Here is an 18,434-nt window from a genome sequence, read left to right on the forward strand (position 1 = left end):
CGTAGCCGGACACAGCGATTCTGATGCTGCTCGGACTCAAGCCAGTCTTCCATCTGCCTCTGCGGGCACTTCAGGGCTTCGCGCGTAGCCTGCGCGCGCACGCATTTTCCGACCAGTATCCAACTACACGACGTTGAGCCGCTACCACGGCCGCTCAATTGTAATTATTGCAAATGTAATTTTGTTTAAAAATTGCAAAAAGGATACATGGAGGCGAGAAAAGACGTTTAGAGTCCTGCGGCAGCGTTTATCGTGCGATCTGTTCGTTACTCAAAAACACATTTTTATCGGATGGCGTTGTTCGTGAGTCAGGTTAATAAACAAAGTATTCGTATTTCAGCAAAAGCCATTGTTATCCACAAAGGTGAAATTCTATTGATCAGATATAAATCGGATTCAGATGAGCGGTATACCCTGCCGGGCGGAGGGCAGTTGTTTGGCGAAACGTTGCCTCAAACATTGGTCAGGGAGTGCCTGGAAGAAACAAATTATCATGTTGAGCCAGGCAGGCTTGTTTTTGTTAGGGAATAAATTGGCGAAAACCACGAATTTGCGGAACTCGATGGTGGTGTTCATCAAATTGAAATGATGTTTCTTGCCTCCCTTGTTGAAAAAAGCTCCGATATTCACGCTCCAGAAACAAGTGCGGACAGGGATCAAATTGGTGCTCAGTGGGTAAGCCTGGTTGACGTGGAAAATTCTCCGTTATTCCCTGCCGCTTTACGGCCTTTGATTTCAGCGGGAAAAATTACATCCGATGAAAAATATATTTAGGAGATGTAAATTAAACATCAGAAGGTGAAAATTCGCATTGCTGGCCCCTCTGGATCGCTGCCCACAGAGTTCCTGTGCGCGCGACGAGGGATATCGACTTGTGTTAAATAATATGGGCGACCGGAAAGAATTATACGGCCAGTTTCTTGGGGCGATGGGAGGGGATTAATCAAAAAATCTCCTATGATATTCACTGGAAAATGGAGCGGCCGCCAGAAAAATTTCCCGTCGAACAAGTCTACGGAATTCTATTTTTTGGCGATGGATCAGTCCTGATCCTGGATGATGCAGGGCGATTTAACCCATCTCCTTATACAGAAGTAAGACCGTCTTCGCAGCGAGGTAGGAAGCCCGAGGCTGCGGAAATTTCGAGGTAGGGGGTTGTTAACTTCGCCAGACTCGCGTTTACTCTCGGATTTTCGCGCAGTTATGAGCAACGAGTCGGGGGCATGGGTGGACGAGGAATTTGAGAGTCTGGATCTTGGTGATCCGCGGCGGGATCGGCGCGCCAAGGAGTTGCTCAAGCGGTTTGCGGCCATGCCTACGGCGAGCATCCCTGGCGCATGCGATGACTGGTCGCAAACCATTGGGGCGTATCGGTTTCTCGGCAATGAGCAGATCGACTGGCGGGACGTGATGCAGCCCCATTGGGAGCGCACTGCAGGGAGGGCCGCGCAGTTTCCGGTGGTGCTGTGCATCGCTGATTCGACCGAGCTGAACTTCAATGGCCAGGAAATGGAGGGACTGGGGCCGCTGAGCTACGAAGCCCAGCGGGGTATGTTTTTGCATCCGACCTACGCGGTGACGCCTGACCGTGAACCGCTTGGGGTGATCGATGCCTGGATGTGGGCTCGCGAGCCAAAGGACGCCGACGGAAACCGCGGCGGGATCAAGGAAAGCGTACGCTGGATTGAAGGGTATGAACGGGTTGCGGAGCAAGCCGTGCTATTGCCCCAGACACGGCTGGTGTATGTGACGGACCGCGAGGGTGATATCGCTGAGTTGATGGCGCGCGCCCAGGAACTTGGCCGGCCGGCCGACTGGCTGATCCGCAGCCAACACAACCGCAACCTTGCCGAGGGCGGCAAGTTGTGGGATAGCGTCGGAGCCAGCCCGGTACTTGGGGAAATCACCTTTATCTTGCCGGGGCGTGCAGGCCAGAAGGCGCGCGAGGTCAAACAGGAGCTGCGCGCAAAACGTGTGAAGCTGCCGGGTCTGGTCAGAGCGGAGATCACCTGTGTAGAGGCAAGGGAGATCGGAGCGCCCGCAGACGTCCAGCCAGTGGTTTGGCGGCTGTTGACGAACCGAGAAGCGCAGGACGCCGATGCTGTCATCGAACTCGTCGACTGGTACCGAGCCCGATGGGAGGTGGAGATGTTTTTCCATGTCCTGAAGACTGGCTGCAAGGTCGAAGCGCTACAGCTATCGCACATGGATCGTGTGGAGCGGGCCTTGGCGTTGTATATGGTGGTGGCGTGGCGCATTGCCCGCTTGATGCGGTTGGGCAGAACCTGCCCGGATCTGGATGCGTCCGTGTTCTTCGACGCCGACGAAATTCGGGGAGCATACGTGCTTGCCAAGAAAGCTCGCCCGAAGACACCGGTCACGCTCAATCAGATGATTCGGCTGGTTGCTTCCCTGGGTGGGTTCCTTGGGCGCAAGAGCGATGGCGAGCCCGGCGCTAAGACGATTTGGATCGGCATGCAGAGAACCATGGACGCCGCCCTCACTATTCAAGCACTGCGGGAAGAGTCATGACTTCTGTATAAGGAAATGGATTTAACCTTCCTGGAGGTCACCTGGAGAATCACGAGACATGGCTCCAGACATTGAGGCGCGAGTGTATGGAAGAGGCTCAGGCTGAAATATCCAATCCGATGTATCTCGGTCATGTCGCAGTCAAAGAGCATGCCGATGGCCATACCAGAGACTTCGTGCAACTGCGGTTCGTGGCAGATGTTCGGAAACTACTGCCATCCAGTCCCGACCCTGTTACCGGCAAGATCTACGCGCGCAAGAAAGTTAGCCCTTCCAATGCGGCAAGGCTACTCAACTGGGGCGAGCATGGTATTCAGCAGCTACAAGATGCGGAAGCTCTATGGCAGTTGACCAGGCAGAGGCGGGCGACGTGACGCCCTGATTGCAACTAGCGCCGGTGTTCATCGTGTTCGGGGCATCGTTGCTCCGCAGCCGATGGCAACTAAAGCGGATGCCCGTCGTGGAAAACGAAAATAGCGCCGGCTCGTTTCCGGGCCGGCAAGAATTCCCTGCTGCCTCTATTTCCCAGGGCCCCCGGCCCGAGCCGAAGTGCCCGGTCAGTCACGCATCGCCGGCATGGCGTTGCCCGTCAGCAGTACCGCCGCTTGTTCACCATACGTGACCACGTATCCGCCGTTGGACGCTTGCCATGCCTGGGCGCCTTGCCTGTCGGCGAACCAGAGATGCTGGTAGTCGCCGAACTGGCCGAGGTCGAGGCGGTAGCGGTCCAGTACCCTGGCGGGGCGGCCGTCGATGTCGCGTTTGCACGCGGACCAGCTGGCGTAGCCCAGTTCGGCCGCCAGCAGTTGCAGGCAGTGCTTGAGTTGCAGTGTGTGGCGCAGCCGGTAGAGTTCCGCGACGCTTTGCGCGCGTACCTGCGCGCGGTGGATGCGCCGGATTACTGGTAGCGCCTGCATGGCTTCTCCGGCGTGGAGCTGGCGCAGCAGCCTGCGTGCATGGCGGCGCAGGAAATCGCTGTTGGGAAGGCGGGATGGAGCGTTGAGCGTTGTGAGCCACATGTCATGTCCTTGCAATGCCGTTTCCCGCGGCGGCAAAAAAGGTCAATGGTGTGGTTCTTGCAACGAACTGGCGGTGCCGGGCTGGATCGCTCGGCGCCGTACGGTACGGGCAGGCAGGTGCGCTGGCTTTTGCGGGAGCGGGCGCCCTGCCGGCGCCCGGACGGGATTATATGCCAGCACCGGATGCCTTTGGCAAGCGTTGGCTGAATCAAGCTGCGCTTGCCCTTGGCCGGATGCGAGCCGGCTAGGCCGCCTGCGCCTCGGTCTCGGCCGTCAGTCCGAGTTCCTCCACCAGCCGTGCCGCCAGCGCTTCCGCCTGGTTGCGCACGTCGATGATGGTGCCTGACTCCCACAGCGCCCCGCGCAGCGGTGCGCCCAGCGCGCTGAGGCCGGGCACGAGGCGGCCGCCGCGATCGAATACGCGGCCGCGCGCGTCGCCGTCGAGCCCAGACCCGGCTGCCGCCGGCCGGACCAGGCCGCGCGCCAGCAGGCTGCGCACCAGGGGCCGGGTGTTGCCTGCGTGCCAGCCGTACTCCGCGCCGGTGCAGTTGATGGCCGCGTCCACCGTGGAGGGCGCGGGCAGCGGGCGCGACAGGTGCAGGGCCACGCGCTGGCCCCTTCCCCCGCTGCCGTGACCGCCACGCTGCCAGCCGCTCGCGGTGTTCCCGTCATCGGCCGGCGCCAGTGCGGTGACGCGGGCGGCGTGTACGTGCAGGCGTCCCTGTGCGCGCACCGCCTCGAATACCGCATGCGTGGGCGGCGCGGCGCGGTGCAGCAGGTTGTCCCAGAAGGGCCGCACATGGCGCAGGAAGCGCTGGCGCTCCGGCACGCTGGCGGCCGCCCACAGCGGGCCGATGTAGGTACGCAGCGCGGGCGGCACGCTTTGCCAGTCGAGGCCTTGCGCCGTCAGTTCAGCGCTTTGCCGACGCACGCGCCGGACCACGTCGCGCGCGGTGGGCGCGGCCAGCGCTTCAGGTCCCGCGGCGGCCAGGAAGTCGTCGCAGGGGCCGGCGTTGTGGCGCAACCAGGGTACCAGCGCACGCCGGGAGAAGGCGTGGTAGGTGCCGGTGAAGCCGAGGCGTTCCAGCGTGGCGACCACGTCGAGCATGGTCAGGCTGGTGCCGATCAGGGCGATCTCGCGTGCGTTCGCGAGCCGGGCCAGTGCTTCGGGCTGCCAGGGGTCCGGCACGTAGCGGCCATCGGCTTCGAGCGCGTCGTCTTGCGCTAGCGCCGGCCTCGCGGGCTGCACGCCGGTGGCCAGCACGATGTGGTCCGCATCCCAGACACGGCCGTCGGCGCTGCGCACGCGGTGCGGCACGCCGATGGTCACGTCGGTGATTTCCGCTCGCACATGTTCCAGCGTGGCGTGCCCGGCGGCGCCTGCCAGCGCGCGCGCCAGGGTGTCTTGCAGGTAATCGCCGTACACGCCGCGCGGGGCGAAGGTGTTGTCGGCCTCGGCGGGGGTGGCGCGCCCATGGCGCACCAGCCATTGCGAGAAGTCTTCCAGCGCATCGGGGTGAAGGCTGAAGTTCAGCGCGGGCCCGTTGAGGTAGTGGGCCGGGTCTTGCGTGCTGTAGGCCAGGCCGCGCCCCGGCTCGGCACGCGGCTCGAACAGGTGGATGGCGAGCGGTGCGCTGCTGTCGCGCAGCAACCGGATGGCGGTCAGGGTGCCGGCCATGCCGCCTCCCACGATGGCGATGCGGCGTGGCTGGGAATCGGGTCGGGTCATGATGGTCTCAGGCGTTGGTGCCGGGCGGGTTGGCGTGTGCCGCTGGCGGTGCCGCGGCGCGCAGCGCCTGTTCACCGGCATTCACCAGGATGGCGTCGTTCTGCGGGGTATGGATGCGGCTGCACAGCACGTTGCGGTAATGGCGCTCAAGCGGATTGCCACGCGACAGGGCAGGGTTGCCGGCGAGCCTGACGGCAAGCTCGACGGCGGCGATGGCGTTGTCGGTGATGTTGAGCTTGAGCAGGTTGCTGTCCGTGGCGCTGGCCGACGCGCCGGCATCGGCATCGGCGCTGAAGCGGTCCAGCTGGATGCGGCTGGCCAGCAGCCAGCTGTCGATGCGGCCCACCGCTTCCTGGAAGCGCGGCAGCGTGGCCAGCGGCGCGCCCAGGCTGCCGGGCGCGCGCAGGTTGATCCACGCGACAAACCAGTCGCGGGCGCTGTGCGCCACGGCGTTGTACAGCGTGCCGAGCAAGGTGGATGTCCACACGGCCCAGGCCGGGTCATGGCGCTCCGCCCAGGCTTCGGGCAGGCGCAGGTCGACCGCGTAGGCGGCGGGCAGCGGGGTATTGTCGAAGACCACGTCGTGGCTGCCGGTGGCGCGCATGCCGAGATGGTCCCAGGTCGGCACTACGGTGATGCCGGGCGCGTCTCGCGGCACCAGGAACACACCGGTGCGCGGGCTGGGCTCGTCGGTGCGGCCCCATACGGCCAGCCAGCTCAGCGCCGGGATGCCGGTGGAATAGATCTTGTGGCCCGACAGCAGCCAGCCGTCGCCCTGCCGGCGCGCCACCGTGGCCGGCAGGCCGCCGCGCGCGGGGGAGCCCAGCGCGGGCTCCACGCGCAGGGAATTGATCAGCGCGCCTTGTTCCACCGCGCTGCGTTGCACCTGTTCGCGGATGTCAGCCGGCCATTGCGTGTCCTGCGCCAGGTTGCGATGGCCGAGGATCTGCATCACCAGCACCAGTGCCGTGGACGGATCGCCCGCAGCCACGTGATGGACCACGCGGCGGGCTTCCGCCAGCCCGGCGCCGGCACCGCCGAGCGCGCGCGGCACGGTGAGGTCGAGCAGCCCGAGCTGGTGGAGTTCGGCGATGTTCTCGAAGGCGAAGGTGGCGTCGCGGTCATGCGTGGCGGCGCGTGCGGCAAAGCGCGCGGACAATGCGCGCAAGGCTTCGTCCGTGCGCAGGGGACGCGCCGCGCCGGCCGTACCGGTGGCATCGGGGGGTGGCGCGGCGGGCGTGAAGCCGCTTTCGCGATGCCACTCCGAAATCCGCTGCCGGCTGGTCGTGCCGGTGGGTTTCAAATGCATGCTTGCTCCTGTCTTGTCTGGTGGATGTTCAATGGCAGATCAGCCCGCTCTCGACCAGCATCATGTTGAAGGCGGCGTCGCCGGCGGCTGCATCTCGCAGCCGTGCAAGCCGCCCGTCGCGTTGCCAGCGCGCCAGCCAGTGCTCCAGGTAGCGCGCCGATTGCGCGTCAGGCTGGCGCAGCGTCAGCGTCGCGCCCTCGCCATCGAGCAGCAGCGGCGCCGCCGCGAAGAAGCGCCATTCCGGCAAGCGCATCACGCGCGCGATCAGCGCGGCATCTTCCGCCACCGCCGCGCACTCGCCACGGCGGAACGCCAGCAGCGACTGCAGCGGCGAGGGATAGCGGCGAAGCCCGACGCCAGCCCGGCTCAGGAGCGCCTGGAAAGGGCTGCCTTCGCTCACGCAGGCGGTTTTGCCGTCGAGCGCATCGAGCCGGCTTACCGGCGCGAACCGCAGGGTCAGCAAAGTGCCGCGAGGCGTGCCTGGTGCCCGTACCGAGGCTGCGCGCGGATACGCGCCGTCCGCCGCCGCGCCAAAAGCGAGATCGATAGCGGGGTGCTCGTTGCTGCCGGCGCTGGTTACCAGCAGATGCCGCAGCCTGACCGGGACGCCCAGTGCGCGGCCCAGTGCCGCGGCCAGCCCTGCTTCACCCGGATCGGGTTCTGCCACCAGCGGCCGGCCCGGCGGCGTCGGGCGCGGATACGCATGCACGCCCACCACCAGTTCGCCACGCGCCTGGGCTTGGCGCAGCAGGGGACCGGGCTCGGCGTGCGATTGCCACGACGTGCCCGCGAAGAGCCATAGCGGCAGGGCGATCACGCAAGCCGCCAGGGCGATCCCGCCCGCAATGCGCCTTGCCGCCGCCGGGATGCCAGAGCGCAAGCGCGGCGGGGCACGCATACGCGTGCCGTCCGCCATCCCGCCTGGTAGCGGGTCCAGCCCCAGCCGCCATGTGCCGTGCAGATGCCTGAGTTCATCGGGCATGGCCGCCTCGCCTGCGTTGGCTTACCATCCCTGGCCCAGCCCCAGCAGGCCGAGGATCTCGCGGCGCAGCCGGATCAGTTCGGGGTCGTCGCGATGGCGCGGATAGTCGCGGTCGATCCTGAGTTCCGCCGTGATGCGGGCGGGGCGTTCGCTGAACACGATCACGCGCGTGGCCAGCAGCAGCGCTTCCTCCACGTCGTGCGTAACCAGCAGCGCGGTAAAGCGCGAGCGCTGCCACAGCGCTACCAGCTCGCCCTGCATGCTCAGGCGCGTCAGCGAATCGAGCTTGCCCAGCGGCTCGTCGAGGATCAGCAGGCGCGGCTCGTTGACCAGCGCGCGCGCCAGCGCGGCGCGTTGCGCCATGCCGCCGGAAAGCTGGCGCGGATAGGCGCGGGCGAAGTCGGTCAGCCCCACGCGTGCCAGCGCATCGTCCACGCGGGCGCGCTGGCTGCCGAGCAAGCCGCGCGCTTCCAGGCCGAGCGCGGCGTTGTCCCATACGGTGCGCCACGGGTAGAGCGTGGGGTCCTGGAACACCACCACCCGGCTCGGGTCGGGCCCGCCGATCGGCACGCCATCCACCGCCAGCGTGCCGCGCCGTGGCGGCTCCAGCCCGGCCACCAGCCGCAGCAGGGTGGACTTGCCGCAGCCGCTGGGGCCGAGCAGGGCAACGAACTCGCCCGGCTCCGCAGTCAGGCTGACGCGGCTGAGCACCGGCAGCACCTGGTCGCGCAGCGTGAAATGATGGCTGACCTGGTCGATGGTCAGGCGCACGCCGTTGCCGGCGGCGCCGGGCTTGTCGATGGCAGCTTGCGCAGGCTGGCCCCGGGCGGGTTCGTCGAGCACGGCGCTTACCATTTGACCACTCCTTTTTGCCAGGCCAGCAGGCGGTCCCGCGAGCGGAACAGCAAGGTGATGAGCCCTGAGAACAGGATCGCCATCACCAGCAGCGCGCCGTACATGCTGGCGTAGGCGGCCCAGCCCTGGGCCCATTGCAGGTACCAGCCCAGGCCGGACTTGACGCCCAGCATCTCGGCCACCACCAGCACCGAGAACGATGCGCCCAGGCCCATGAACAGGCCGACGAACACGCTCGGCAGCGCCGCGGGCACGGCGACTTTCAGCACCAGGAAGCGCTCTTTGGCACCGAGGGTGCGGGCCACGTCGTAATACGCCGGGTCCACCGCCGCCACGCCGGACCACGTCAGCACCGTGACCGGGAACCAGGTCGCCAGCGCTACCAGGAAGGTGGCCGCGCTGGCGCTGCTGGGAAAGGCGAAGAACACGATCGGCAGCCATGCCGTGGCCGGCAGCGGCCCCAGCAGGCGCAGCACCGGGTGGACCCAGTAGCCTGCGCGGCTCGACCAGCCGATGGCCACGCCGGTCAGGAAGCCCGCCAGCGCGCCCAGCAGGTAGCCGGTGGCCAGCAGGCGCAGCGAGTGCGCCACCGCGTCGGCCAGCCGCGCATAGTCCTCGAGAAACACTTCAAGCAGGGCTTGCGGCGGCGCGAAGAAGGGGCGCGGCAACAAGCCGAGCTTGGCGGTCACCAGTTCCCAGATCAGCGTCAGCACCGCGAGTACCAGCAGCCACGGTCCGGCACGGCGCAGCGCGGCGCCGATGCCGCCCAGCCGGTGCTGCACGAACGCCAGCACCAGCAGCACGGCGGCGATACCCGCGAACAGCGAGGCGGTTTCATGCGTCAGTGGCCAGTCTTCCGGCTCGGGCCAGAGTTTCACCACGGCGGCGACGGCCAGCCAGGCCGCCGCGGCCAGTGCGCCACCCAGCCAGACACGCGGGATCGCGGGCGCCGGCAAAGCCAGGAAGTCATCGGGCGCGTCGAAGGCATCGTGTCCGGCAAGCGCCTGCGCGCTGTCCAGCGCGCCGCGCTGCCCGTCAGCCGAGAACGTTGGCATAGATGCGCTCCGCGAATTTGCTGGAATCGGTGCCGGGCCGGATCACCGACACCAGCTTGAGTTCGTCGGTGTACTGCGCCAGCTCCTTCTTCAGGTCCGCGCCCACCGGATGGTGGCCGTGCGTATGGCTCTTGAGCATGGCCACCACATCGGCCTGTGGAACCTTGGCGAACTCGGCAAAATGCCGCGCCGCGCCTTCGGGATTGGCCACCGTCCAGTCCTGCGCTTGCAGCACGGCGTGGGTGAGCGCCGAGGCGGTCTGCCTGTCCTCGCGGATCAGGCTGCCGCGAATGCCGAGCACGCAGCAGGCGCGGTTGGCGTATTCGTCCGACAGGTTGGTGGCGACCTCGACCAGGCCGCGCTCCTTGCGCAGCAGGTAGGTGCGCGGGTCGCCGTCGGCGGCGGCCTGGGCTTCGCCTTTTTCCAGCGCGATGCCGAGCAGGTCGGCCGGGTACTGGCGCCACTGCACATCGCGCACGGGGTCGATGCCGCGCTTGGCCAGCAGGATGGAAAAGAAGTTCTTGGCCGGGCTGGCCATGTCGCTGACGGCCACGGTCTTGCCCTTGAGGCTCTTCAGGTCGGTCACGCCAGAGTTGCTCAAGGTCAGCAGCCGCATGCAGCCGCCGTGTGTGGCCGCCGTCAGCTTGACGTCGAAGCCTTGCTCGAGCGGCTTGAGCCAGCGCAGCGCCATGCCCACGCCGGCGTCCGCCTTTTTGGTGGCAATGGCTTCGAGCAACTGGTCGGTCGAGCCGCCAAAGTTGATCAGCTCCACGTCCAGCCCGTGGTTGCGGAAGATGTTCTCCTTCAGCGCCGCGGCAACCGGCGCCAGGCACACGGAACTGGCGTTCCAGGCCAGCTTGACCGGCTTGAGCTGGCCGGTGGCGGCGCTGGCCCTGGACGTCCAGATAAAGGGCGCGACGCCGCCGGCGATGGCGAGCGCGCCGGCGGCCTGCAGCCAGCCACGGCGGTTCAGCGTGCCCGTGCTGCGCGGATTGCCCTCGGGCGAGGAACGGTTGACTGCGGACGGCTGCTCCGGCTCTTGGTGCATGACACTCCTCGGTAGGCTGCTGGATGTGGACGATATGCACCATGCTAAGAACTGGTTCACTGCAACAGAACGAATTTGTTGGCACAAGCTTGCACGCCCACCGACTAATGCGGCGGCCGCATATGCTTGTGCCGGCGCGAGGGCGTGGCCGGCAGTGGGGTAAGATCGCCGCTTTCCATTCCGGTCAGATCGATGCAAGCGCAGGCAGTCGCCGCCCCACGGCGGGTGGATATCGTGGTGTACCCCGGATTCAAGGCCATGGAGGCGGTCGGCCCGATGACGGTGTTCGACTACGCCAATGTGCGCCTGGCCCAGCGCGGGCAGCCGCCGGCCTACGCCACCCGGATCGTCGCGCTGGAAACGGGTCCGGTGCGCTCGGACACGCTGATGACGCTGGAGGCCACGGCCCGGCTCGATACCGTGCTGCTGCCGGACATCGCCCTGATCGTGGGTGCGCGCGATATCGAGCGCGCCATGGACGAGGCGCAGGGCATCGTGCCCTGGGCGCGCGCGGTGGCGCCGCGCATCGGGCGGCTGATCGCGCTGTGTTCGGGCACGTTCTTCCTGGCCGCGGCGGGCCTGCTCGACGGGCGCCGGGCCACCACGCATTGGGGCGTGGCCGCGCTGCTGCGCCAGCGTTTTCCGGCGGTGGAGGTGGATGCGGACGCCATCTTTGTGCGCCAGGGCAACCTGTGGACCTCGGCCGGGGTGACTGCGGGCATCGACCTGGCGCTGGCCGTGGTCGAGGAAGACCTCGGCCGCGAACTGGCGCTAGACCTGGCGCGTGAACTGGTGGTTTACCTCAAGCGTCCCGGCGGGCAATCGCAGTACAGCCTGCATCTGGCCAGCCAGGCCACCAGCCACGCCGGCATTCGCGGGGTGCAGGACTGGATACTCTCGGATTTGACGCACGACTTCACGATGGCGGAGATGGCGGGCCGGGTGGCGATGAGCGAGCGCAATTTCCGGCGCGTGTTCGCGCGGGAGACGGGTAGCAGCCCGATGGCGTTTATCGAGTCGGCGCGCATCGAAGGCGCGCGGCGGCTGCTTGAACAAGGCGAACTGCCGCTCAAGTCCATTGCCGCGCGCACCGGATTTGGTTCGGACGAGGGGCTGCGGCGCGCGTTCCTGCGCCAGATGGGCATTACGCCGCGGGACTACCGCGAGCGTTTCGGGGTGGCGCAGCAATAGGCAGCAGGCAACAGGCGGGGCTTTACTGGCTGCCCGAAGGCGTAGCGCCCGTGGCGCCCGGCGCGTTGGCGTGCAGCCCCGAATCCTGGCTTGCCGGCGTATCGGCGGCGCTGCCGCCCGGGCCGTTCTGTGCGCTATCCTGCGAGCGCTGGCGGCCCCGGCCTCGGCCGCCGCCACGTCCGCTGGCGCCGATCGCCGCGGCATGGCTCTGCTTGAGTTCCTGATTGATGCTGTCCACCGTGCGCGGCGCAGGCGTCATGCGCGCAAAATTGCTCTGGATAGCGCTCATGGCTTCGTCGCCAGCCGCGGGTGAACCCTGCGCGAAGGCGGCGGGCGACAACCATAGCGCGACCACCACGGGAACCAGGCGGAAAGCACGGGCGCTGCGGGTCATGATGATGTCCTTCGGATGGCCGCAAGCCGCGTTCGGATGACGCGGCCACGGCGATTCAGGACACTACCAGCGCGGCCTGCCGCAACGCAAGGCGGTGCGCGACGGATTCTGTTTCATCGGGCGCCGGCGTGTTTCAACGTATTACCAGGCGGCGCCGCCTGCACCGGCGCTTACTCCAGGTTCTGCCCGATACGCCACAACACCCCGGACGGATCGATCAGCACGAAGTCGCGCATCTGCCAGGGCTGGTCCTGCGGCGGCACGATCCTGACACCGTAGCGCCCGCCGATATCCTGTGCATTGACCTTGTCCCACCAGGCCTGCACATCTTCCACCAGCAGATGCATCATCAGGTTTTCAGCCAGCTCTTTCACATAGAAGTTCTGCAGCATGAAGCAGCACTTCCCGTGATGCAGGTAGGCCAGGTTGTCGTCGCTCCATGGCATGACGAAACCCAGGTCCTGGTAAAACTGCCTGGATAGCGCGAAATCCCGGGCGGGCACAAAGGCCTTGAGTTCGACGGCGGTCAGCTTGCTCATGATGCCTTGTTCAGGCGCACGGGCGGTTCCCCGCCCGCCGCACATGGTCAGAGTTGCGCTACGTGATGCCGGATATGGTTCTCGATGAAGGTCGAGATGAAGTAATAGCCGTGGTCGTAGCCCTCGTGCCGGCGCAGCAGCAACGGCTGCCCGACGGCGGCGCAGGCGGCCTCGAATACCTCGGGATAGAGCTGTTCGGCAAGGAATTTGTCGGCCAGGCCCTGGTCGACCAGGATGCCGCGCGGGAAGGGCGCGCTGGCCTGGCGCCGCATCAGCGCCGAGGCGTCGTACTGCTCCCAGCTTGCGCGGTCCTCGCCCAGATAGCGGCTAAAGGCCTTCTCGCCCCACGGACAGCGCACGGGCGCGGCGATGGGCGCGAAGGCCGACACCGAGCGGAAGCGGCCGGGATGGCGCTGCGCCAGCACCAGCGCACCATGCCCGCCCATAGAATGGCCGAAGATGCCGACACGCTGCGGATCGGCGGGCAGCGCGGTGGTGACGAGGTCGAACAACTCCTGCGCCACATAGCTTTCCATGCGCCAGTGCTGGCTCCAGGGCGCCTGCGTGGCGTCCAGGTAGAAACCCGCTCCCGCGCCGAAATCCCATGCCTGCGCCTCGCCGGTGACGCCGGTGTCGCGCGGACTGGTATCGGGCGCCACCAGGATCAGGCCATGCTCGGCGGCAACGCGCTGGGCGCCGGCCTTGATCATGAAGGTTTCCTCGGTGCAGGTCAGGCCGGCCAGGTAGAACAGCGCGGGCAGGCGCTGTTCAGGCTGGATCAATGCCTGCGCCGGCAGGAACACAGAGAATCGCATCGGCAGGCCGATGGTCGTCGAGGCATGCCGATAGAAGCGCTGCACGCCGCCGAAGCAGCCGTGCTCGGAGAGTAGTTCGAGCATGGCGGGCCTCAGTACAGGACTACGGAACGGATCGACTCGCCGCGCTTCATCAGGTCGAAGCCCTCGTTGATGCGCTCCAGCGGCAGGGTGTGGGTGATCAGGTCGTCGATATTGAGCTTGCCGTCCATGTACCAGTCGACGATCTTCGGCACGTCGGTGCGGCCGCGCGCGCCGCCGAAGGCCGAGCCCTTCCATTCGCGGCCGGTGACTAGCTGGAACGGGCGGGTGGAGATCTCCGCGCCCGCCTCGGCCACGCCGATGATGATCGACTTGCCCCAGCCCTTGTGGCAGCACTCCAGCGCCTGGCGCATGACCTTGGTGTTGCCGATGCATTCGAAGGAATAGTCGGCGCCGCCATCGGTCAGCTGCACGATATGGTCCACCACGTTCTCCACGTCGTTCGGGTTGATGAAGTGGGTCATGCCGAACTTGCGGGCCATGGCCTCGCGGCCGGGGTTGAGGTCCACGCCGATGATCTTGTCGGCGCCCACCATCCTGGCCGCCTGGATCACGTTCAGGCCGATGCCGCCCAGGCCGAACACCACCACGTTGGCGCCGGCTTCCACCTTGGCGGTGAACAGCACCGCGCCCACGCCGGTGGTCACGCCGCAGCCGATGTAGCAAACCTTGTCGAAGGGGGCATCCGGGCGGATCTTGGCCAGGGCGATCTCCGGCACCACGATGTGGTTGGCGAAGGTGGAGGTGCCCATGTAGTGGAAGATCGGCTTGCCGTCGATGGAGAAGCGCGAGGTGCCGTCGGGCATCAGGCCCTTGCCCTGCGTGGCGCGGATGGCCTGGCACAGGTTGGTCTTGCGCGACAGGCAGAACTTGCACTGGCGGCATTCCGGCGTGTAGAGGGGGATCACATGGTCGCCGGGCCTGAGCGAGGTCACGCCGGGGCCCACGTCGGTGACGATGCCCGCGCCTTCGTGGCCGAGGATGGCCGGGAAGATGCCTTCAGGATCGGCGCCGGACAGCGTGTAGTAGTCGGTATGGCAAATGCCGGTGGCCTTGATCTCTACCAGCACTTCACCGGCGCGCGGGCCGTCCAGGTCGACTTCTTCCACGGTCAGCGGGGCACCGGCCTTCCAGGCGATGGCGGCTTTGGTCTTCATGATGTTGTCCTTGGTAGTGGCGGCAACTGGCGTGCCGGCCCGATGTCTGGGGACGTTATTTGGTGCCGTGCGGGACGAGCCAGGCACGGCACCGTTCGTCAGCGACGACTATACGCCTCGCGGTTGGCCGCGGACGCCAGAGGCGGCGGATTTGGCCTCGGGCGCCCCTTGTTTGGCCGAAATCGTGGGTTGCGCGGGGCGGGGCGGCTGCCGTCCGGATGCCGGTTCGGCCAGGGTTTTGGCATCGGCCCGGAGATCTTCCGACTGGCCGACGTGGCCAGCGCAGGGTCGACCTGGGCGCGCTGCCGCCCCCTGCCTGGATCAGGGTAGGGTCAGGGCATATCGAATTGATCGGATGGCTTGCTTTGATCCAGCTCCGGCAAACCTGCGGAATACATGACCGCCCAGTTGTCCGGACCTAGCCCTGCGTCACGGCAGGGTAAGCTGCCGACGCGCTTTCCGTCCTTCTCGACGACAAGCCCTTCTTTTTCCCAGCCCTTGCCGCTGCCGGCGTAGACCACATAGTCGTAGCCCCCGTTGGAGAACCTGAAGTAATCGGTGCCGCCACCTGAGTAAGCGGTGACGCCCCACCGGAAGTGCTTGCGCGGATCATCCGTGAGTTTCGGGTAAGCAAGCTCGACGGCCCCCTTTTTTCCAAAGCGGTACTGCACGTACCCTTTCGTTTTGGAAAGATCTGGCGAAGCGCAAAGCGATACAACCTTGTTGCCTTTGACCGTACATGAGAACGCAACTTTCTCGCCCGCCGCGCACAGCGATTCATGTGCCAATGCGGTAAGCGAAAACATCGAAAGCAGCAGGGCGCCAATGACGCGATGCGGGTGGGACATGGATGACTCCAGTTGAATGACTCCGGTCAATCGAGCAGGGCGCCATGCTCGAACGCGACGAATTCGCAGCCGTAATGGTGTACCGCAGCGTCGGCGGTATGCACCGACTGGTAACGTACCACGCGAACCCCCACCTCCAGGCTTGCCAGCGTGCCAAAGCGCAGCCTGCCTTTGGGCAGCAACGTCCCGACGGCCAGGGCATCCGTAACTGGTGTGCGCGAGCGCAGCCCCACGCCGGATGCCGAAAGATCGGCAATGTCCAGGATGAGTCCGGTGCCGTCAGGCAACTCGGCCTCGAATGTGTACTGGTAGTCCAGCGTCTCCGCCCTGTAGTCCCGCCGCCGTTGCACCTGGGACAGTTTTTCCGGGAATGGCACCGAGAACGCAGCGGCGCCGGCGAACAGGGAGCGGGCCGGGGCGCCCAGGCAAAGCGTGAGCGACACATCATCCAGGACGGTCGAAAGTTCGCTTTGCGCGCAGGCTAGTACTGCCTCATTGTCAGGCTCGCCAGCGCATCCCTGGAGCGTAAACGTGCGGGCTGGCGCGTCCACGGACAATACTTTTGTGCGCAGCGTGCGCCCATCCGGCAAGCGCAAGTCGAGGCTGCGCTCCTGCATGGCCAGGATGTCCAGTATCGCGCGGATCTCATCCTCAACGGTGTACTGGAACCCATCCGATGACGGCGGGTTGGTCGAAGCGGGGTCAAGTCTATTCATGGATTGGAATGGCTGTTGAACGATCTGACGCGAGGCGTCGGCCCGGCGCGGAGTCAGGCCCAGGCTGGCAAGCGAAGGCGGCCAGGAATGTGACCGCGAAACGACTCCTAACGGCGGGAGCGATCAAATCTTTAGCCCGCCGGGGAAGGGGGGAGGAATGGCGCTGCGATGGAAAAGATGGGGAAGAGAGCGCTGGATTTCTCAAGAACCTGTTTGGCAATGCCGTTAGAGCGGTCGGCATGCAACGGAAAATGCGATGCAACGAATATGCCCTCGAAGTTGGCAGCTCGCGCGAACCTTCCGATCAAATACCTTGAATGAGTTAGTCCCGATGAATCGTAGCGCTAGCGCCGCAGTGTTCCCGGACCTGTCTGCAACACCGTCATGGCCTCGAACGCCTTAGGCGCGCCCTTGCCGCTCCCGTGGGCGGCAGGCAGCGATATCGAACGGCTCAGCGATCCGGGCCGGATACTTCAGATCCTGCAGGATCTGGTGCGCGTGCGTACCCGGCTCCATCTTCAACCTGCGCAGGAGTGGCGGGTTGCTTCGTGCTTTCTGTCCGTCGACCCGTCCAGAGGCACCTGCGTGCTTGCCTGGTGCCGCAACGGCCTGGAACTGGAAGCGATCCTGAACGCCAGCGAACTGGCCGCCTCGGCATCGCTGGGCGATATCACGTTCCATTTCCGGTTCGCCACGCCGGCAGTCACCCGCTTCAATGCCGGACCGGCGTTTCTCGCTTCCTTCCCGGCCGGGATCTATATGGTTCCGCGCCGCAGGCATTTCCGTGTCCGCCCGCAGCAGGACAGGGACTTTCGCTGCCAGATCCTGTTAAGCGACGGCCAGCTCGTGGAAATGGAAGTCGCGGACCTGTCAGTATCCGGCGTGGGCTTGCGCTCCATGCGCGTCGGACCGGGTCAGTTGCCGGTCGGGACCAGCATTCCGCAATGCCGCCTGGATCTTGGCGACCTGGGTGCGATGAAGCTTGCGCTGCAGGTGGTGCGGCATCGAAAGGCATGGCACGGCAACGAGGCGCACAATCATTTCGGCTGCCGCTTTGGCCAGATGGATGGGCAGAGCGGCAAGTGGCTGCAGCGCGTGGTGTTTGCCCTGGAGCTGGTGGGGCGCCAGTGAGCAGGGCGCCCGGAGACGGGCCAGCCTGCGCCGGTCGCCGCAACAACGGCGCCATTGCATCCGGCACCGCCAACTCGAAACGCAGTACCGCACCGGCGAGCGCCTCGCTCAGCTTTTGCGCCAGCAGGCTCGCGAGGATGCCGGTGGTGCCATGGCCCGCGTAGTGGGCGCTGCCGATGGCATCGCACGCTGGAACTGACGAGCCGTCGCGCTCAGTATCCTGGGTATGGCTGCTGCGGCGCCTCCTGATAGTAATAGGGCGCCGGCTGCGGTGCGCATGGCACATAAGCGCGATCGTAATCGCGATAGCAATATCCCGGCGGCGGCCCATAAGCCGGCCCATAAGCTGGCGCGGGCGGGGCGGCCACGACGACCGGCTGGCTGGCCACGGCGGTACCGACTACCGCCAGCCCGACGAGGGCGCCGATGGCCAGCGCGACCGCGCCGGCCGAGTCGCCGTCACCGTGGCCGCGTCCGCGTGCGGAGGCAGGACCTGCGGCCAGCAGCGCGGCGGTGAGCAGGCCTGCGCCTAGGATGCGGGCGGCACGATTGGGTTTGCGCATGACTGACTCCTTGTGGCTGCATGTAAGGGCCAGCGACAGTGACAGCGGCTGGCCTTGCAGCCATCTTAGGGGTCAGGCGTCTCCGGAATCTGTCCACACGGTTAGCAGATGTAACGCTGGAGCCATGGCGATCAGGGTGCCGGACGCGGTGGCGGAGGCGGCGGCGAAGCGTCGGGTGCCGGGGCCGCCTGCGGCGCCGGGGCCTGATTGTCAGGAGCCTTTTGCTCGTGCTTCTTGTGTTTCTTGTGCCGCGGTGGCTGTGGCGGCAGGGGCTTTTGCGTGGCGCGCTCGCCTTGCGGCGTTTGCGGCTCTGGCGGCGGAAGCGCGGCGCAGGCCATGCCACTGACGGCCAGGGCGGTAAGCAGGGCGGCTGCCTTGCAAATCGAAATTCCGGGCTTCATCAGGACCCCTCGAAAAATAATCCGTCACAATCGTCACAACTCTCGGCAAATGCGGGGGCTGAAGTGTAGGAAAACACCTGAACCGTGTATCGCATTTGCCTCCCGGCG

General features: G+C 65.9%; 19 protein-coding genes and 2 pseudogenes. 7 read left to right on the forward strand and 14 right to left on the reverse strand.

What is annotated here, in order from left to right; translation table 11 throughout:
* Positions 1 to 8 precede the first annotated feature (8 nt).
* The 5 genes and pseudogenes from ACZY0R_RS16585 to ACZY0R_RS16605 all read left to right on the forward strand — a co-directional run.
* Positions 9 to 142, forward strand: a pseudogene (locus ACZY0R_RS16585) (transposase); the annotation flags it as partial.
* A 161-nt stretch (positions 143 to 303) separates the two neighbouring features.
* Positions 304 to 531, forward strand: a complete 228-nt coding sequence (locus tag ACZY0R_RS16590; protein ID WP_488859396.1) for an NUDIX domain-containing protein — start codon at positions 304 to 306, stop codon at positions 529 to 531.
* 54 nt (positions 532 to 585) lie between these two features.
* The gene (locus tag ACZY0R_RS16595; RefSeq protein ID WP_488859397.1) at positions 586 to 774 is read left to right on the forward strand and encodes an NUDIX hydrolase; all 189 of its coding nucleotides are present in this window, start codon (positions 586 to 588) and stop codon (positions 772 to 774) included.
* 429 nt (positions 775 to 1,203) lie between these two features.
* Positions 1,204 to 2,532 carry an IS4 family transposase gene (locus ACZY0R_RS16600; protein ID WP_488859398.1) on the forward strand — a complete coding sequence of 443 codons (1,329 nt, stop codon included), beginning with the start codon at positions 1,204 to 1,206 and terminating at the stop codon, positions 2,530 to 2,532.
* Positions 2,533 to 2,561: 29 nt separating this feature from the next.
* Positions 2,562 to 2,906 (forward strand): annotated as a pseudogene (locus tag ACZY0R_RS16605) (NUDIX hydrolase); the annotation flags it as partial.
* Positions 2,907 to 3,089: 183 nt separating this feature from the next.
* Here the strand turns inward: ACZY0R_RS16605 and ACZY0R_RS16610 are convergent.
* From ACZY0R_RS16610 to ACZY0R_RS16640, 7 genes are all read right to left on the reverse strand, one after another.
* Positions 3,090 to 3,551 (reverse strand): hypothetical protein, encoded by a 462-nt coding sequence (locus ACZY0R_RS16610; protein WP_488859399.1) that lies wholly within the window; start codon positions 3,549 to 3,551, stop codon positions 3,090 to 3,092.
* A 244-nt stretch (positions 3,552 to 3,795) separates the two neighbouring features.
* The gene (locus ACZY0R_RS16615) at positions 3,796 to 5,280 is read right to left on the reverse strand and encodes an FAD/NAD(P)-binding protein (RefSeq protein WP_488859400.1); all 1,485 of its coding nucleotides are present in this window, start codon (positions 5,278 to 5,280) and stop codon (positions 3,796 to 3,798) included.
* 7 nt (positions 5,281 to 5,287) lie between these two features.
* A complete protein-coding gene (locus ACZY0R_RS16620) occupies positions 5,288 to 6,589 on the reverse strand; it encodes an acyl-CoA dehydrogenase family protein (RefSeq protein ID WP_488859401.1) in 1,302 nt (433 codons plus the stop codon).
* Between the two features lie 28 nt (positions 6,590 to 6,617).
* A complete protein-coding gene (locus ACZY0R_RS16625) occupies positions 6,618 to 7,571 on the reverse strand; it encodes a substrate-binding periplasmic protein (protein ID WP_488859402.1) in 954 nt (317 codons plus the stop codon).
* Positions 7,572 to 7,592: 21 nt separating this feature from the next.
* Positions 7,593 to 8,426, reverse strand: a complete 834-nt coding sequence (locus ACZY0R_RS16630) for an ABC transporter ATP-binding protein (RefSeq protein ID WP_488859403.1) — start codon at positions 8,424 to 8,426, stop codon at positions 7,593 to 7,595.
* On the reverse strand, positions 8,420 to 9,481 hold the full coding sequence (locus ACZY0R_RS16635) for an ABC transporter permease (protein WP_488859404.1): 1,062 nt from the start codon (positions 9,479 to 9,481) through the stop codon (positions 8,420 to 8,422). The genes ACZY0R_RS16630 and ACZY0R_RS16635 overlap by 7 nt, the downstream gene beginning before the upstream one ends.
* A complete protein-coding gene (locus ACZY0R_RS16640) occupies positions 9,462 to 10,529 on the reverse strand; it encodes an ABC transporter substrate-binding protein (protein WP_488859405.1) in 1,068 nt (355 codons plus the stop codon). The genes ACZY0R_RS16635 and ACZY0R_RS16640 overlap by 20 nt, the downstream gene beginning before the upstream one ends.
* A gap of 192 nt (positions 10,530 to 10,721) precedes the next feature.
* On the opposite strand from ACZY0R_RS16640, the gene ACZY0R_RS16645 reads away from it, so the two are divergent.
* The gene (locus tag ACZY0R_RS16645) at positions 10,722 to 11,720 is read left to right on the forward strand and encodes a GlxA family transcriptional regulator (protein WP_428177989.1); all 999 of its coding nucleotides are present in this window, start codon (positions 10,722 to 10,724) and stop codon (positions 11,718 to 11,720) included.
* 22 nt (positions 11,721 to 11,742) lie between these two features.
* On the opposite strand, the gene ACZY0R_RS16650 is transcribed toward ACZY0R_RS16645, so the two are convergent.
* The 6 genes from ACZY0R_RS16650 to ACZY0R_RS16675 all read right to left on the reverse strand — a co-directional run bounded on the left by ACZY0R_RS16650 (position 11,743) and on the right by ACZY0R_RS16675 (position 16,231).
* Positions 11,743 to 12,114 carry a hypothetical protein gene (locus ACZY0R_RS16650; protein ID WP_488859406.1) on the reverse strand — a complete coding sequence of 124 codons (372 nt, stop codon included), beginning with the start codon at positions 12,112 to 12,114 and terminating at the stop codon, positions 11,743 to 11,745.
* Positions 12,115 to 12,284: 170 nt separating this feature from the next.
* Positions 12,285 to 12,653, reverse strand: a complete 369-nt coding sequence (locus ACZY0R_RS16655; RefSeq protein ID WP_488859407.1) for a VOC family protein — start codon at positions 12,651 to 12,653, stop codon at positions 12,285 to 12,287.
* A 47-nt stretch (positions 12,654 to 12,700) separates the two neighbouring features.
* Positions 12,701 to 13,552 (reverse strand): S-formylglutathione hydrolase, encoded by an 852-nt coding sequence (gene fghA / locus ACZY0R_RS16660; protein WP_488859408.1) that lies wholly within the window; start codon positions 13,550 to 13,552, stop codon positions 12,701 to 12,703.
* An 8-nt stretch (positions 13,553 to 13,560) separates the two neighbouring features.
* Positions 13,561 to 14,667, reverse strand: a complete 1,107-nt coding sequence (locus ACZY0R_RS16665; RefSeq protein WP_488859409.1) for an S-(hydroxymethyl)glutathione dehydrogenase/class III alcohol dehydrogenase — start codon at positions 14,665 to 14,667, stop codon at positions 13,561 to 13,563.
* Between the two features lie 332 nt (positions 14,668 to 14,999).
* Positions 15,000 to 15,515 carry a hypothetical protein gene (locus tag ACZY0R_RS16670; RefSeq protein WP_488859410.1) on the reverse strand — a complete coding sequence of 172 codons (516 nt, stop codon included), beginning with the start codon at positions 15,513 to 15,515 and terminating at the stop codon, positions 15,000 to 15,002.
* A gap of 26 nt (positions 15,516 to 15,541) precedes the next feature.
* Positions 15,542 to 16,231: a flagellar brake protein gene (locus tag ACZY0R_RS16675; RefSeq protein ID WP_488859411.1), complete on the reverse strand. Its 690-nt coding sequence runs from the start codon at positions 16,229 to 16,231 to the stop codon at positions 15,542 to 15,544.
* 384 nt (positions 16,232 to 16,615) lie between these two features.
* On the opposite strand from ACZY0R_RS16675, the gene ACZY0R_RS16680 reads away from it, so the two are divergent.
* Positions 16,616 to 17,362, forward strand: coding sequence for a flagellar brake protein (locus tag ACZY0R_RS16680; protein ID WP_488859412.1), 747 nt, complete (start codon positions 16,616 to 16,618; stop codon positions 17,360 to 17,362).
* Between the two features lie 212 nt (positions 17,363 to 17,574).
* Here ACZY0R_RS16680 and ACZY0R_RS16685 read toward each other — a convergent pair whose 3' ends face one another.
* Complete coding sequence (locus tag ACZY0R_RS16685) at positions 17,575 to 17,925, reverse strand: mechanosensitive ion channel protein MscS (RefSeq protein ID WP_488859413.1); 351 nt, start codon at positions 17,923 to 17,925, stop codon at positions 17,575 to 17,577.
* Between the last annotated feature and the right edge of the window lie 509 nt (positions 17,926 to 18,434).

Source organism: Cupriavidus sp. F041 (genome assembly GCF_057814235.1).

Coding starts and splice junctions, on each gene's coding strand:
- ACZY0R_RS16595 (WP_488859397.1), top strand. CDS start 586: ATGATGTTTCTTGCCTCCCTTGTTGAAAAAAGCTCCGATATTCACGCT.
- ACZY0R_RS16600 (WP_488859398.1), top strand. CDS start 1,204: ATGAGCAACGAGTCGGGGGCATGGGTGGACGAGGAATTTGAGAGTCTG.
- ACZY0R_RS16610 (WP_488859399.1), bottom strand. CDS start 3,551: ATGTGGCTCACAACGCTCAACGCTCCATCCCGCCTTCCCAACAGCGAT.
- ACZY0R_RS16615 (WP_488859400.1), bottom strand. CDS start 5,280: ATGACCCGACCCGATTCCCAGCCACGCCGCATCGCCATCGTGGGAGGC.
- ACZY0R_RS16620 (WP_488859401.1), bottom strand. CDS start 6,589: ATGCATTTGAAACCCACCGGCACGACCAGCCGGCAGCGGATTTCGGAG.
- ACZY0R_RS16625 (WP_488859402.1), bottom strand. CDS start 7,571: ATGCCCGATGAACTCAGGCATCTGCACGGCACATGGCGGCTGGGGCTG.
- ACZY0R_RS16630 (WP_488859403.1), bottom strand. CDS start 8,426: ATGGTAAGCGCCGTGCTCGACGAACCCGCCCGGGGCCAGCCTGCGCAA.
- ACZY0R_RS16635 (WP_488859404.1), bottom strand. CDS start 9,481: ATGCCAACGTTCTCGGCTGACGGGCAGCGCGGCGCGCTGGACAGCGCG.
- ACZY0R_RS16640 (WP_488859405.1), bottom strand. CDS start 10,529: ATGCACCAAGAGCCGGAGCAGCCGTCCGCAGTCAACCGTTCCTCGCCC.
- ACZY0R_RS16645 (WP_428177989.1), top strand. CDS start 10,722: ATGCAAGCGCAGGCAGTCGCCGCCCCACGGCGGGTGGATATCGTGGTG.
- ACZY0R_RS16650 (WP_488859406.1), bottom strand. CDS start 12,114: ATGACCCGCAGCGCCCGTGCTTTCCGCCTGGTTCCCGTGGTGGTCGCG.
- ACZY0R_RS16655 (WP_488859407.1), bottom strand. CDS start 12,653: ATGAGCAAGCTGACCGCCGTCGAACTCAAGGCCTTTGTGCCCGCCCGG.
- fghA (WP_488859408.1), bottom strand. CDS start 13,552: ATGCTCGAACTACTCTCCGAGCACGGCTGCTTCGGCGGCGTGCAGCGC.
- ACZY0R_RS16665 (WP_488859409.1), bottom strand. CDS start 14,667: ATGAAGACCAAAGCCGCCATCGCCTGGAAGGCCGGTGCCCCGCTGACC.
- ACZY0R_RS16670 (WP_488859410.1), bottom strand. CDS start 15,515: ATGTCCCACCCGCATCGCGTCATTGGCGCCCTGCTGCTTTCGATGTTT.
- ACZY0R_RS16675 (WP_488859411.1), bottom strand. CDS start 16,231: ATGAATAGACTTGACCCCGCTTCGACCAACCCGCCGTCATCGGATGGG.
- ACZY0R_RS16680 (WP_488859412.1), top strand. CDS start 16,616: ATGGCCTCGAACGCCTTAGGCGCGCCCTTGCCGCTCCCGTGGGCGGCA.
- ACZY0R_RS16685 (WP_488859413.1), bottom strand. CDS start 17,925: ATGCGCAAACCCAATCGTGCCGCCCGCATCCTAGGCGCAGGCCTGCTC.